The organism is Klebsiella michiganensis (assembly GCF_015139575.1).
In the GTDB taxonomy this organism is placed as follows: domain Bacteria; phylum Pseudomonadota; class Gammaproteobacteria; order Enterobacterales; family Enterobacteriaceae; genus Klebsiella; species Klebsiella michiganensis.
The window spans coordinates 65,464-77,991 of record NZ_AP022548.1; the positions used below are offsets into that span (position 1 = coordinate 65,464).

At 51.6% G+C, this 12,528-nt stretch carries 10 protein-coding genes and 6 pseudogenes; 8 read left to right on the forward strand and 8 right to left on the reverse strand.

Features of this window, described 5'->3' with window-relative positions; genetic code table 11:
- Positions 1 to 15 precede the first annotated feature (15 nt).
- The 3 genes and pseudogenes from JLG71_RS28080 to JLG71_RS28090 all read right to left on the reverse strand — a co-directional run.
- Positions 16 to 480, reverse strand: a pseudogene (locus JLG71_RS28080) (DinB/UmuC family translesion DNA polymerase); the annotation flags it as partial.
- Positions 481 to 531: 51 nt separating this feature from the next.
- Positions 532 to 1,236, reverse strand: a complete 705-nt coding sequence (locus JLG71_RS28085) for an IS6-like element IS26 family transposase (protein WP_001067855.1) — start codon at positions 1,234 to 1,236, stop codon at positions 532 to 534.
- 65 nt (positions 1,237 to 1,301) lie between these two features.
- Positions 1,302 to 2,228, reverse strand: a pseudogene (locus tag JLG71_RS28090) (IS4-like element ISVsa5 family transposase); the annotation flags it as partial.
- 218 nt (positions 2,229 to 2,446) lie between these two features.
- On the opposite strand from JLG71_RS28090, the gene JLG71_RS28095 reads away from it, so the two are divergent.
- Positions 2,447 to 3,322, forward strand: coding sequence for an extended-spectrum class A beta-lactamase CTX-M-8 (locus tag JLG71_RS28095; protein ID WP_032489598.1), 876 nt, complete (start codon positions 2,447 to 2,449; stop codon positions 3,320 to 3,322).
- 154 nt (positions 3,323 to 3,476) lie between these two features.
- Here the strand turns inward: JLG71_RS28095 and JLG71_RS28100 are convergent, their stop codons facing one another.
- The gene (locus tag JLG71_RS28100) at positions 3,477 to 4,181 is read right to left on the reverse strand and encodes an IS6-like element IS26 family transposase (protein WP_001067855.1); all 705 of its coding nucleotides are present in this window, start codon (positions 4,179 to 4,181) and stop codon (positions 3,477 to 3,479) included.
- Positions 4,182 to 4,246: 65 nt separating this feature from the next.
- Positions 4,247 to 5,173 (reverse strand): annotated as a pseudogene (locus JLG71_RS28105) (IS4-like element ISVsa5 family transposase); the annotation flags it as partial.
- Between the two features lie 218 nt (positions 5,174 to 5,391).
- On the opposite strand from JLG71_RS28105, the gene JLG71_RS28110 reads away from it, so the two are divergent.
- Complete coding sequence (locus JLG71_RS28110) at positions 5,392 to 6,267, forward strand: extended-spectrum class A beta-lactamase CTX-M-8 (protein WP_032489598.1); 876 nt, start codon at positions 5,392 to 5,394, stop codon at positions 6,265 to 6,267.
- Positions 6,268 to 6,421: 154 nt separating this feature from the next.
- On the opposite strand, the gene JLG71_RS28115 is transcribed toward JLG71_RS28110, so the two are convergent.
- Together JLG71_RS28115 and JLG71_RS28120 are read right to left on the reverse strand one after the other, a co-directional pair.
- Positions 6,422 to 7,126 (reverse strand): IS6-like element IS26 family transposase, encoded by a 705-nt coding sequence (locus tag JLG71_RS28115; protein WP_001067855.1) that lies wholly within the window; start codon positions 7,124 to 7,126, stop codon positions 6,422 to 6,424.
- Positions 7,127 to 7,191: 65 nt separating this feature from the next.
- Positions 7,192 to 8,118 (reverse strand): annotated as a pseudogene (locus JLG71_RS28120) (IS4-like element ISVsa5 family transposase); the annotation flags it as partial.
- A gap of 218 nt (positions 8,119 to 8,336) precedes the next feature.
- Between JLG71_RS28120 and JLG71_RS28125 the strand changes: the two are divergent.
- Positions 8,337 to 9,212, forward strand: a complete 876-nt coding sequence (locus JLG71_RS28125) for an extended-spectrum class A beta-lactamase CTX-M-8 (RefSeq protein WP_032489598.1) — start codon at positions 8,337 to 8,339, stop codon at positions 9,210 to 9,212.
- A gap of 154 nt (positions 9,213 to 9,366) precedes the next feature.
- Here JLG71_RS28125 and JLG71_RS28130 read toward each other — a convergent pair whose 3' ends face one another.
- The gene (locus tag JLG71_RS28130) at positions 9,367 to 10,071 is read right to left on the reverse strand and encodes an IS6-like element IS26 family transposase (protein WP_001067855.1); all 705 of its coding nucleotides are present in this window, start codon (positions 10,069 to 10,071) and stop codon (positions 9,367 to 9,369) included.
- Between the two features lie 62 nt (positions 10,072 to 10,133).
- On the opposite strand from JLG71_RS28130, the pseudogene JLG71_RS28135 reads away from it, so the two are divergent.
- From JLG71_RS28135 to JLG71_RS28155, 5 genes and pseudogenes are all read left to right on the forward strand, one after another.
- Positions 10,134 to 10,775 (forward strand): annotated as a pseudogene (locus tag JLG71_RS28135) (DUF1281 domain-containing protein); the annotation flags it as partial.
- 3 nt (positions 10,776 to 10,778) lie between these two features.
- Positions 10,779 to 11,084 carry a hypothetical protein gene (locus JLG71_RS28140; RefSeq protein ID WP_015058890.1) on the forward strand — a complete coding sequence of 102 codons (306 nt, stop codon included), beginning with the start codon at positions 10,779 to 10,781 and terminating at the stop codon, positions 11,082 to 11,084.
- Between the two features lie 75 nt (positions 11,085 to 11,159).
- Positions 11,160 to 11,843, forward strand: coding sequence for a DNA methylase (locus JLG71_RS28145; protein ID WP_000086160.1), 684 nt, complete (start codon positions 11,160 to 11,162; stop codon positions 11,841 to 11,843).
- Positions 11,844 to 12,065, forward strand: coding sequence for a hypothetical protein (locus tag JLG71_RS28150; RefSeq protein WP_021560304.1), 222 nt, complete (start codon positions 11,844 to 11,846; stop codon positions 12,063 to 12,065). It begins immediately after the preceding gene.
- A pseudogene (locus tag JLG71_RS28155) lies at positions 11,959 to 12,512 on the forward strand (DUF1380 family protein). The gene JLG71_RS28150 and the pseudogene JLG71_RS28155 overlap by 107 nt, the downstream one beginning before the upstream one ends.
- Positions 12,513 to 12,528 lie beyond the last annotated feature (16 nt).

Sequence of the window (12,528 nt, forward strand, 5' to 3'; positions counted from 1 at the left end):
ATGAGCCGGTTACCTGTTTTTACGGGGCTGGATTTCATCAAATAATCCCGGCTGCGCTATACCCGATGGTGTGAAATCAGCCAGCATGACTCCTGCCTTCATATAGCGGTACCCTTCACGCCAGACATGGTTTAAGGCTCTGCATGCGGCGGCAATAATGTCCCGGCTGTCCTGTGTGGGCAATGGAAGCTTTTCCACAGCGGCATTGCTGTAACAGGGTTCTTTTACTGCAAAGGGGGATGTCCGTACAAATGTCGTCACCTGCCGGCAATACTGAAGCTCCCCACGTAGTTTCTCTGCGGCCCGCTCTGCATACTGAACAACAGCCTGGTGCATGGCATCTTTGTCTGTGATTCGTTCACCAAAACTGCGACTACAGACAATCTGCTGTTTTGCCGGTGGTGCTTCTTCCAGGGATATGCAGGACTCGCCGTTGAGTTCGCGTACCGTACGCTCAAGAATGACGCTGAAGTTTTTCCGGCACTGTTGCAAAGTTAGCGATGAGGCAGCCTTTTGTCTTATTCAAAGGCCTTACATTTCAAAAACTCTGCTTACCAGGCGCATTTCGCCCAGGGGATCACCATAATAAAATGCTGAGGCCTGGCCTTTGCGTAGTGCACGCATCACCTCAATACCTTTGATGGTGGCGTAAGCCGTCTTCATGGATTTAAATCCCAGCGTGGCGCCGATTATCCGTTTCAGTTTGCCATGATCGCATTCAATCACGTTGTTCCGGTACTTAATCTGTCGGTGTTCAACGTCAGACGGGCACCGGCCTTCGCGTTTGAGCAGAGCAAGCGCGCGACCATAGGCGGGCGCTTTATCCGTGTTGATGAATCGCGGGATCTGCCACTTCTTCACGTTGTTGAGGATTTTACCCAGAAACCGGTATGCAGCTTTGCTGTTACGACGGGAGGAGAGATAAAAATCGACAGTGCGGCCCCGGCTGTCGACGGCCCGGTACAGATACGCCCAGCGGCCATTGACCTTCACGTAGGTTTCATCCATGTGCCACGGGCAAAGATCGGAAGGGTTACGCCAGTACCAGCGCAGCCGTTTTTCCATTTCAGGCGCATAACGCTGAACCCAGCGGTAAATCGTGGAGTGATCGACATTCACTCCGCGTTCAGCCAGCATCTCCTGCAGCTCACGGTAACTGATGCCGTATTTGCAGTACCAGCGTACGGCCCACAGAATGATGTCACGCTGAAAATGCCGGCCTTTGAATGGGTTCATGTGCAGCTCCATCAGCAAAAGGGGATGATAAGTTTATCACCACCGACTATTTGCAACAGTGCCCTATGGCGTAGGCCTAGTCCGTAGGCAGGACTTTTCAAGTCTCGGAAGGTTTCTTCAATCTGCATTCGCTTCGAATAGATATTAACAAGTTGTTTGGGTGTTCGAATTTCAACAGGTAAGTTAGTTGCTAGAACCCATGGCTCCTTTGCCGACGCTGAGTAGATTTTAGGTGACGGGTGGTGACAATGAGTCCGTGTCGAGCGCTGATTTTTTCGGCCTTTAGAGCGAGATTTATACAATAGAATTTGGCATGAGATTGGATTGCTTTTAGTCAGCCTCTTATAGCCTAAAGTCTTTGAGTGACTAGATGACATATCATGTAAGTTGCTGATAGGTTTCCAGTTTTCCGCTCCTAGGTCTGCATATTGTACTTTTCCTCTTACTCGACTTAACCAGTACCAACCCAGCTTCTCAACGGATTTATACCATGGCACTTTAAAGCCAGCATCACTGACAATGAGCGGTGTGGTGTTACTCGGTAGAATGCTCGCAAGGTCGGCTAGAAATTGGTCATGAGCTTTCTTTGAACATTGCTCTGAAAGCGGGAACGCTTTCTCATAAAGAGTAACAGAACGACCGTGTAGTGCGACTGAAGCTCGCAATACCATAAGTCGTTTTTGCTCACGAATATCAGACCAGTCAACAAGTACAATGGGCATCGTATTGCCCGAACAGATAAAGCTAGCATGCCAACGGTATACAGCGAGTCGCTCTTTGTGGAGGTGACGATTACCTAACAATCGGTCGATTCGTTTGATGTTATGTTTTGTTCTCGCTTTGGTTGGCAGGTTACGGCCAAGTTCGGTAAGAGTGAGAGTTTTACAGTCAAGTAATGCGTGGCAAGCCAACGTTAAGCTGTTGAGTCGTTTTAAGTGTAATTCGGGGCAGAATTGGTAAAGAGAGTCGTGTAAAATATCGAGTTCGCACATCTTGTTGTCTGATTATTGATTTTTCGCGAAACCATTTGATCATATGACAAGATGTGTATCCACCTTAACTTAATGATTTTTACCAAAATCATTAGGGGATTCATCAGTGCCCGGCAGTGGTTGCAGGGGATTGAGAGGGCAAGCGCATTTTTGTTTTTTACTTTTTGTGCTGACTGTGAATACTTCAGCCACACGGATTCAATTTTCAGGAGTTTGAGATGATGAGACATCGCGTTAAGCGGATGATGCTAATGACAACGGCCTGTATTTCGCTGTTGCTGGGGAGTGCGCCGCTGTATGCGCAGGCGAACGACGTTCAGCAAAAGCTGGCGGCGCTGGAGAAAAGCAGCGGGGGGCGGTTGGGAGTGGCGCTGATTGACACCGCCGATAACGCACAGACGCTCTACCGCGCCGATGAGCGCTTTGCCATGTGCAGCACCAGTAAGGTGATGGCGGCAGCGGCTGTGCTCAAGCAAAGTGAAACGCAAAAGAAGGTGTTGAGTCAGAAGGTTGAGATTAAATCTTCAGACCTGATTAACTACAATCCCATTACTGAAAAACACGTCAACGGCACGATGACGCTGGCGGAATTGAGCGCCGCGGCGTTGCAGTACAGCGACAATACGGCCATGAACAAGCTGATTGCCCATCTTGGGGGGCCGGATAAAGTGACGGCGTTTGCCCGTGCGATTGGGGATAACACCTTCCGGCTCGATCGTACTGAGCCGACGCTCAACACCGCGATCCCCGGCGACCCGCGCGATACCACCACGCCATTAGCGATGGCGCAGACGCTTCGCAATCTGACGTTGGGCAGTGCCTTAGGTGAAACTCAGCGTGCGCAACTGGTAACGTGGCTGAAAGGCAATACCACCGGCGCTGCCAGCATTCAGGCTGGGCTACCCACATCGTGGGTTGTCGGGGATAAAACCGGCAGCGGTGATTATGGTACGACGAATGACATCGCCGTTATCTGGCCGGAAGGGCGTGCGCCGCTTATTCTGGTCACTTACTTCACCCAGCCAGAGCAGAAGGCAGAAAGTCGTCGTGACGTACTCGCGGCTGCCGCGAAAATCGTCACCGACGGTTATTAATTCTAAAAAATGTGGAGCGCTCTGTCGCTCCACTTCCAATTTATGCTCCGGTGTTGACTATTCTCTTCGATGTTTTGGCTGCGACCTCTGTATGATAATTAAGGCACTGTTGCAAAGTTAGCGATGAGGCAGCCTTTTGTCTTATTCAAAGGCCTTACATTTCAAAAACTCTGCTTACCAGGCGCATTTCGCCCAGGGGATCACCATAATAAAATGCTGAGGCCTGGCCTTTGCGTAGTGCACGCATCACCTCAATACCTTTGATGGTGGCGTAAGCCGTCTTCATGGATTTAAATCCCAGCGTGGCGCCGATTATCCGTTTCAGTTTGCCATGATCGCATTCAATCACGTTGTTCCGGTACTTAATCTGTCGGTGTTCAACGTCAGACGGGCACCGGCCTTCGCGTTTGAGCAGAGCAAGCGCGCGACCATAGGCGGGCGCTTTATCCGTGTTGATGAATCGCGGGATCTGCCACTTCTTCACGTTGTTGAGGATTTTACCCAGAAACCGGTATGCAGCTTTGCTGTTACGACGGGAGGAGAGATAAAAATCGACAGTGCGGCCCCGGCTGTCGACGGCCCGGTACAGATACGCCCAGCGGCCATTGACCTTCACGTAGGTTTCATCCATGTGCCACGGGCAAAGATCGGAAGGGTTACGCCAGTACCAGCGCAGCCGTTTTTCCATTTCAGGCGCATAACGCTGAACCCAGCGGTAAATCGTGGAGTGATCGACATTCACTCCGCGTTCAGCCAGCATCTCCTGCAGCTCACGGTAACTGATGCCGTATTTGCAGTACCAGCGTACGGCCCACAGAATGATGTCACGCTGAAAATGCCGGCCTTTGAATGGGTTCATGTGCAGCTCCATCAGCAAAAGGGGATGATAAGTTTATCACCACCGACTATTTGCAACAGTGCCCTATGGCGTAGGCCTAGTCCGTAGGCAGGACTTTTCAAGTCTCGGAAGGTTTCTTCAATCTGCATTCGCTTCGAATAGATATTAACAAGTTGTTTGGGTGTTCGAATTTCAACAGGTAAGTTAGTTGCTAGAACCCATGGCTCCTTTGCCGACGCTGAGTAGATTTTAGGTGACGGGTGGTGACAATGAGTCCGTGTCGAGCGCTGATTTTTTCGGCCTTTAGAGCGAGATTTATACAATAGAATTTGGCATGAGATTGGATTGCTTTTAGTCAGCCTCTTATAGCCTAAAGTCTTTGAGTGACTAGATGACATATCATGTAAGTTGCTGATAGGTTTCCAGTTTTCCGCTCCTAGGTCTGCATATTGTACTTTTCCTCTTACTCGACTTAACCAGTACCAACCCAGCTTCTCAACGGATTTATACCATGGCACTTTAAAGCCAGCATCACTGACAATGAGCGGTGTGGTGTTACTCGGTAGAATGCTCGCAAGGTCGGCTAGAAATTGGTCATGAGCTTTCTTTGAACATTGCTCTGAAAGCGGGAACGCTTTCTCATAAAGAGTAACAGAACGACCGTGTAGTGCGACTGAAGCTCGCAATACCATAAGTCGTTTTTGCTCACGAATATCAGACCAGTCAACAAGTACAATGGGCATCGTATTGCCCGAACAGATAAAGCTAGCATGCCAACGGTATACAGCGAGTCGCTCTTTGTGGAGGTGACGATTACCTAACAATCGGTCGATTCGTTTGATGTTATGTTTTGTTCTCGCTTTGGTTGGCAGGTTACGGCCAAGTTCGGTAAGAGTGAGAGTTTTACAGTCAAGTAATGCGTGGCAAGCCAACGTTAAGCTGTTGAGTCGTTTTAAGTGTAATTCGGGGCAGAATTGGTAAAGAGAGTCGTGTAAAATATCGAGTTCGCACATCTTGTTGTCTGATTATTGATTTTTCGCGAAACCATTTGATCATATGACAAGATGTGTATCCACCTTAACTTAATGATTTTTACCAAAATCATTAGGGGATTCATCAGTGCCCGGCAGTGGTTGCAGGGGATTGAGAGGGCAAGCGCATTTTTGTTTTTTACTTTTTGTGCTGACTGTGAATACTTCAGCCACACGGATTCAATTTTCAGGAGTTTGAGATGATGAGACATCGCGTTAAGCGGATGATGCTAATGACAACGGCCTGTATTTCGCTGTTGCTGGGGAGTGCGCCGCTGTATGCGCAGGCGAACGACGTTCAGCAAAAGCTGGCGGCGCTGGAGAAAAGCAGCGGGGGGCGGTTGGGAGTGGCGCTGATTGACACCGCCGATAACGCACAGACGCTCTACCGCGCCGATGAGCGCTTTGCCATGTGCAGCACCAGTAAGGTGATGGCGGCAGCGGCTGTGCTCAAGCAAAGTGAAACGCAAAAGAAGGTGTTGAGTCAGAAGGTTGAGATTAAATCTTCAGACCTGATTAACTACAATCCCATTACTGAAAAACACGTCAACGGCACGATGACGCTGGCGGAATTGAGCGCCGCGGCGTTGCAGTACAGCGACAATACGGCCATGAACAAGCTGATTGCCCATCTTGGGGGGCCGGATAAAGTGACGGCGTTTGCCCGTGCGATTGGGGATAACACCTTCCGGCTCGATCGTACTGAGCCGACGCTCAACACCGCGATCCCCGGCGACCCGCGCGATACCACCACGCCATTAGCGATGGCGCAGACGCTTCGCAATCTGACGTTGGGCAGTGCCTTAGGTGAAACTCAGCGTGCGCAACTGGTAACGTGGCTGAAAGGCAATACCACCGGCGCTGCCAGCATTCAGGCTGGGCTACCCACATCGTGGGTTGTCGGGGATAAAACCGGCAGCGGTGATTATGGTACGACGAATGACATCGCCGTTATCTGGCCGGAAGGGCGTGCGCCGCTTATTCTGGTCACTTACTTCACCCAGCCAGAGCAGAAGGCAGAAAGTCGTCGTGACGTACTCGCGGCTGCCGCGAAAATCGTCACCGACGGTTATTAATTCTAAAAAATGTGGAGCGCTCTGTCGCTCCACTTCCAATTTATGCTCCGGTGTTGACTATTCTCTTCGATGTTTTGGCTGCGACCTCTGTATGATAATTAAGGCACTGTTGCAAAGTTAGCGATGAGGCAGCCTTTTGTCTTATTCAAAGGCCTTACATTTCAAAAACTCTGCTTACCAGGCGCATTTCGCCCAGGGGATCACCATAATAAAATGCTGAGGCCTGGCCTTTGCGTAGTGCACGCATCACCTCAATACCTTTGATGGTGGCGTAAGCCGTCTTCATGGATTTAAATCCCAGCGTGGCGCCGATTATCCGTTTCAGTTTGCCATGATCGCATTCAATCACGTTGTTCCGGTACTTAATCTGTCGGTGTTCAACGTCAGACGGGCACCGGCCTTCGCGTTTGAGCAGAGCAAGCGCGCGACCATAGGCGGGCGCTTTATCCGTGTTGATGAATCGCGGGATCTGCCACTTCTTCACGTTGTTGAGGATTTTACCCAGAAACCGGTATGCAGCTTTGCTGTTACGACGGGAGGAGAGATAAAAATCGACAGTGCGGCCCCGGCTGTCGACGGCCCGGTACAGATACGCCCAGCGGCCATTGACCTTCACGTAGGTTTCATCCATGTGCCACGGGCAAAGATCGGAAGGGTTACGCCAGTACCAGCGCAGCCGTTTTTCCATTTCAGGCGCATAACGCTGAACCCAGCGGTAAATCGTGGAGTGATCGACATTCACTCCGCGTTCAGCCAGCATCTCCTGCAGCTCACGGTAACTGATGCCGTATTTGCAGTACCAGCGTACGGCCCACAGAATGATGTCACGCTGAAAATGCCGGCCTTTGAATGGGTTCATGTGCAGCTCCATCAGCAAAAGGGGATGATAAGTTTATCACCACCGACTATTTGCAACAGTGCCCTATGGCGTAGGCCTAGTCCGTAGGCAGGACTTTTCAAGTCTCGGAAGGTTTCTTCAATCTGCATTCGCTTCGAATAGATATTAACAAGTTGTTTGGGTGTTCGAATTTCAACAGGTAAGTTAGTTGCTAGAACCCATGGCTCCTTTGCCGACGCTGAGTAGATTTTAGGTGACGGGTGGTGACAATGAGTCCGTGTCGAGCGCTGATTTTTTCGGCCTTTAGAGCGAGATTTATACAATAGAATTTGGCATGAGATTGGATTGCTTTTAGTCAGCCTCTTATAGCCTAAAGTCTTTGAGTGACTAGATGACATATCATGTAAGTTGCTGATAGGTTTCCAGTTTTCCGCTCCTAGGTCTGCATATTGTACTTTTCCTCTTACTCGACTTAACCAGTACCAACCCAGCTTCTCAACGGATTTATACCATGGCACTTTAAAGCCAGCATCACTGACAATGAGCGGTGTGGTGTTACTCGGTAGAATGCTCGCAAGGTCGGCTAGAAATTGGTCATGAGCTTTCTTTGAACATTGCTCTGAAAGCGGGAACGCTTTCTCATAAAGAGTAACAGAACGACCGTGTAGTGCGACTGAAGCTCGCAATACCATAAGTCGTTTTTGCTCACGAATATCAGACCAGTCAACAAGTACAATGGGCATCGTATTGCCCGAACAGATAAAGCTAGCATGCCAACGGTATACAGCGAGTCGCTCTTTGTGGAGGTGACGATTACCTAACAATCGGTCGATTCGTTTGATGTTATGTTTTGTTCTCGCTTTGGTTGGCAGGTTACGGCCAAGTTCGGTAAGAGTGAGAGTTTTACAGTCAAGTAATGCGTGGCAAGCCAACGTTAAGCTGTTGAGTCGTTTTAAGTGTAATTCGGGGCAGAATTGGTAAAGAGAGTCGTGTAAAATATCGAGTTCGCACATCTTGTTGTCTGATTATTGATTTTTCGCGAAACCATTTGATCATATGACAAGATGTGTATCCACCTTAACTTAATGATTTTTACCAAAATCATTAGGGGATTCATCAGTGCCCGGCAGTGGTTGCAGGGGATTGAGAGGGCAAGCGCATTTTTGTTTTTTACTTTTTGTGCTGACTGTGAATACTTCAGCCACACGGATTCAATTTTCAGGAGTTTGAGATGATGAGACATCGCGTTAAGCGGATGATGCTAATGACAACGGCCTGTATTTCGCTGTTGCTGGGGAGTGCGCCGCTGTATGCGCAGGCGAACGACGTTCAGCAAAAGCTGGCGGCGCTGGAGAAAAGCAGCGGGGGGCGGTTGGGAGTGGCGCTGATTGACACCGCCGATAACGCACAGACGCTCTACCGCGCCGATGAGCGCTTTGCCATGTGCAGCACCAGTAAGGTGATGGCGGCAGCGGCTGTGCTCAAGCAAAGTGAAACGCAAAAGAAGGTGTTGAGTCAGAAGGTTGAGATTAAATCTTCAGACCTGATTAACTACAATCCCATTACTGAAAAACACGTCAACGGCACGATGACGCTGGCGGAATTGAGCGCCGCGGCGTTGCAGTACAGCGACAATACGGCCATGAACAAGCTGATTGCCCATCTTGGGGGGCCGGATAAAGTGACGGCGTTTGCCCGTGCGATTGGGGATAACACCTTCCGGCTCGATCGTACTGAGCCGACGCTCAACACCGCGATCCCCGGCGACCCGCGCGATACCACCACGCCATTAGCGATGGCGCAGACGCTTCGCAATCTGACGTTGGGCAGTGCCTTAGGTGAAACTCAGCGTGCGCAACTGGTAACGTGGCTGAAAGGCAATACCACCGGCGCTGCCAGCATTCAGGCTGGGCTACCCACATCGTGGGTTGTCGGGGATAAAACCGGCAGCGGTGATTATGGTACGACGAATGACATCGCCGTTATCTGGCCGGAAGGGCGTGCGCCGCTTATTCTGGTCACTTACTTCACCCAGCCAGAGCAGAAGGCAGAAAGTCGTCGTGACGTACTCGCGGCTGCCGCGAAAATCGTCACCGACGGTTATTAATTCTAAAAAATGTGGAGCGCTCTGTCGCTCCACTTCCAATTTATGCTCCGGTGTTGACTATTCTCTTCGATGTTTTGGCTGCGACCTCTGTATGATAATTAAGGCACTGTTGCAAAGTTAGCGATGAGGCAGCCTTTTGTCTTATTCAAAGGCCTTACATTTCAAAAACTCTGCTTACCAGGCGCATTTCGCCCAGGGGATCACCATAATAAAATGCTGAGGCCTGGCCTTTGCGTAGTGCACGCATCACCTCAATACCTTTGATGGTGGCGTAAGCCGTCTTCATGGATTTAAATCCCAGCGTGGCGCCGATTATCCGTTTCAGTTTGCCATGATCGCATTCAATCACGTTGTTCCGGTACTTAATCTGTCGGTGTTCAACGTCAGACGGGCACCGGCCTTCGCGTTTGAGCAGAGCAAGCGCGCGACCATAGGCGGGCGCTTTATCCGTGTTGATGAATCGCGGGATCTGCCACTTCTTCACGTTGTTGAGGATTTTACCCAGAAACCGGTATGCAGCTTTGCTGTTACGACGGGAGGAGAGATAAAAATCGACAGTGCGGCCCCGGCTGTCGACGGCCCGGTACAGATACGCCCAGCGGCCATTGACCTTCACGTAGGTTTCATCCATGTGCCACGGGCAAAGATCGGAAGGGTTACGCCAGTACCAGCGCAGCCGTTTTTCCATTTCAGGCGCATAACGCTGAACCCAGCGGTAAATCGTGGAGTGATCGACATTCACTCCGCGTTCAGCCAGCATCTCCTGCAGCTCACGGTAACTGATGCCGTATTTGCAGTACCAGCGTACGGCCCACAGAATGATGTCACGCTGAAAATGCCGGCCTTTGAATGGGTTCATGTGCAGCTCCATCAGCAAAAGGGGATGATAAGTTTATCACCACCGACTATTTGCAACAGTGCCAACAAAACTGCCTGATGCTGCATGAACTCTGGCTGCAGAGCGGTACTGAACAGCGTCGCTGGGAAGGATTACCGGACGATGTCAGGGATACCATCACCGCACTTTTCACCGCAAAGAGAGGTGACTGGTGTGGCTTCTGGAGTAACGAGGATGTATCGGTGTGGTGGAACCGTCTGTGTGACAACGTACTGCCGGAAAAAACCATGCCGTTTGACCTGCTGACGGTTCTGCCGACTCGCCTGGATGTTGAAGTGAATGGCTTTAACGGTGGTGTTCTGAACGGTGTTCCTTCTGCATATCACTGGTATACGGAACGGTATGGCGTGAAGTGGCCTGTGGGGTATGAGGTGAATATCAGTAGTCAGGGAGACAACTTCATTCAGGTTGATTTCGACACGCCGTGGTGTCAGCCGGAAAGCGACGTTATTGCAGAATTAAGCCGCCGTTTCAGCTGCACGCTGGAGCACTGGTATGCCGAACAGGGCTGTGATTTCTGTGGCTGGCAGTTGTATGAGCGCGGAGAGCTCGTTGATGTGCTGTGGGGGGAACTGGAATGGTCTTCCCCGACAGATGACGATGAGCTGCCGGAAGTCACCGGACCTGCGTGGATAGTCGACAATGTGGCGCATTATGGCGGATGAAGTATGACGGAGACGGGCGGGAAACCGCCCGTTTCTTTTCCGACAAAGGATGTCGCCGTGCTCCTCTTTTTACTGCGCCGGCTGACGCGGCGCGGCATAAACGCTGCCTGTGGTCAGTGTCCCGCGTCCGGCCGGGCACGGGACGGGCGCTTTTACCGCTCCCGGCTGGCATCGGTGACAGTGTACGCCAGCCCGTCGCCCTTTTCTGATGAACGCCCTTCAAGCCGCTTTCGCGGCATATTCTCGCCGTCAAAAAGACGACGGCTGCGATATTCCACGGTCGGCCTGACCCGTTACCGGACGCGGTGAACAGCCCACAGGCAGCGGGGAACGGGCACCACAGGGGTGCCCTCCCGGTGCCCTCTGTAAGAGAAGGAGTTTCGTATGTCCCGTTTTGTCCTCGGTAACTGCATCGATGTTATGGCCCGTATTCCTGATAACGCCATTGATTTCATCCTCACCGACCCGCCGTACCTCGTCGGTTTCCGTGACCGTTCCGGGCGCACCATCGCTGGCGATAAAACCGATGAATGGCTGCAACCGGCCTGTAATGAAATGTACCGCGTACTCAAAAAAGATGCGCTGATGGTCAGCTTCTATGGCTGGAACCGCGTCGATCGCTTTGTGGCCGCCTGGAAAAATGCGGGATTCAGCGTGGTCGGACACCTGGTGTTTACCAAAAACTACACATCGAAGGCCGCATATGTGGGCTATCGCCACGAATGCGCCTACATCCTGGCAAAAGGCCGTCCACGTCTGCCACAAAACCCGCTGCCGGACGTGCTGGGCTGGAAATATTCGGGCAACCGTCATCACCCGACGGAAAAGCCCGTTACCAGCCTGCAACCGCTGATTGAGAGCTTCACACACCCGAACGCGATTGTGCTGGACCCGTTTGCAGGCAGCGGCTCAACCTGCGTCGCCGCCCTCCAGTCCGGACGCCGGTATATCGGTATCGAGCTGCTTGAGCAGTATCACCGTGCCGGACAGCAACGTCTGGCTGCCGTACAACGGGCCATGCAGCAGGGGGCCGCGAATGATGACTGGTTTATGCCGGAGGCTGCGTAAATGAACTATGCCGGACACGAAAAACTTCGCGCCGAAGTGGCGGAGGTGGCCAATGCCATGTGCGACCTTCGGGCCAGGCTGAACGATATGGAGCATCGCTGTCGCTTTGATTCCGATGTGCTTGTTGAACGCCTGGCACGCCAGACGCTGTATCGCGCCAATCGCCTGTTCATGGAGGCATATACCGAAATTCTTGAACTGGATGCGTGCTTCAAAGATTAAGGAGGAGACGAAATGTACGGAACATGCGAAACGCTCTGCCGTGAGCTGGCAGCAAAGTATCCGGGAAACACGCCGCTGATGCTGCTTATCTGGTCCCCGGAAGAGATTCAGGCACTGGCCGACGGTATGGAAATTTCTCTGACCGATCATGAAATCAGGACTGTCCTGGCGCACCTGGAGGACATCCCGGAAGACCAGCGGATTGAGTCCGGTATTTCTTCCGCCGCTGCGATGGAGATTATCAGCAACGTGAGCGAAAACCGCCTGGTGACCGTCTCTGCTGAACTGCTGGCGTCCCTGATTCAGACCGCTGAACAGGCACTGTGGAAACGTGAATGGGCCGCCCGTGATAACGGCCTCGCCGTCCCGGAATCCGTCACCCGCCGTCAGGCGGTGGTTAATCAGGCCCGCAGCCTGCTGAAAAACAACACACACGAAAACGACTGATGTTATCGCCGCCTCC

What these genes read in the sequence shown, in the direction of transcription:
- JLG71_RS28085 (WP_001067855.1), bottom strand. Translation starts at nt 1,236, where the DNA reads ATGAACCCATTCAAAGGCCGGCATTTTCAGCGTGACATCATTCTGTGG.
- JLG71_RS28095 (WP_032489598.1), top strand. Translation starts at nt 2,447, where the DNA reads ATGATGAGACATCGCGTTAAGCGGATGATGCTAATGACAACGGCCTGT.
- JLG71_RS28100 (WP_001067855.1), bottom strand. Translation starts at nt 4,181, where the DNA reads ATGAACCCATTCAAAGGCCGGCATTTTCAGCGTGACATCATTCTGTGG.
- JLG71_RS28110 (WP_032489598.1), top strand. Translation starts at nt 5,392, where the DNA reads ATGATGAGACATCGCGTTAAGCGGATGATGCTAATGACAACGGCCTGT.
- JLG71_RS28115 (WP_001067855.1), bottom strand. Translation starts at nt 7,126, where the DNA reads ATGAACCCATTCAAAGGCCGGCATTTTCAGCGTGACATCATTCTGTGG.
- JLG71_RS28125 (WP_032489598.1), top strand. Translation starts at nt 8,337, where the DNA reads ATGATGAGACATCGCGTTAAGCGGATGATGCTAATGACAACGGCCTGT.
- JLG71_RS28130 (WP_001067855.1), bottom strand. Translation starts at nt 10,071, where the DNA reads ATGAACCCATTCAAAGGCCGGCATTTTCAGCGTGACATCATTCTGTGG.
- JLG71_RS28140 (WP_015058890.1), top strand. Translation starts at nt 10,779, where the DNA reads ATGACGGAGACGGGCGGGAAACCGCCCGTTTCTTTTCCGACAAAGGAT.
- JLG71_RS28145 (WP_000086160.1), top strand. Translation starts at nt 11,160, where the DNA reads ATGTCCCGTTTTGTCCTCGGTAACTGCATCGATGTTATGGCCCGTATT.
- JLG71_RS28150 (WP_021560304.1), top strand. Translation starts at nt 11,844, where the DNA reads ATGAACTATGCCGGACACGAAAAACTTCGCGCCGAAGTGGCGGAGGTG.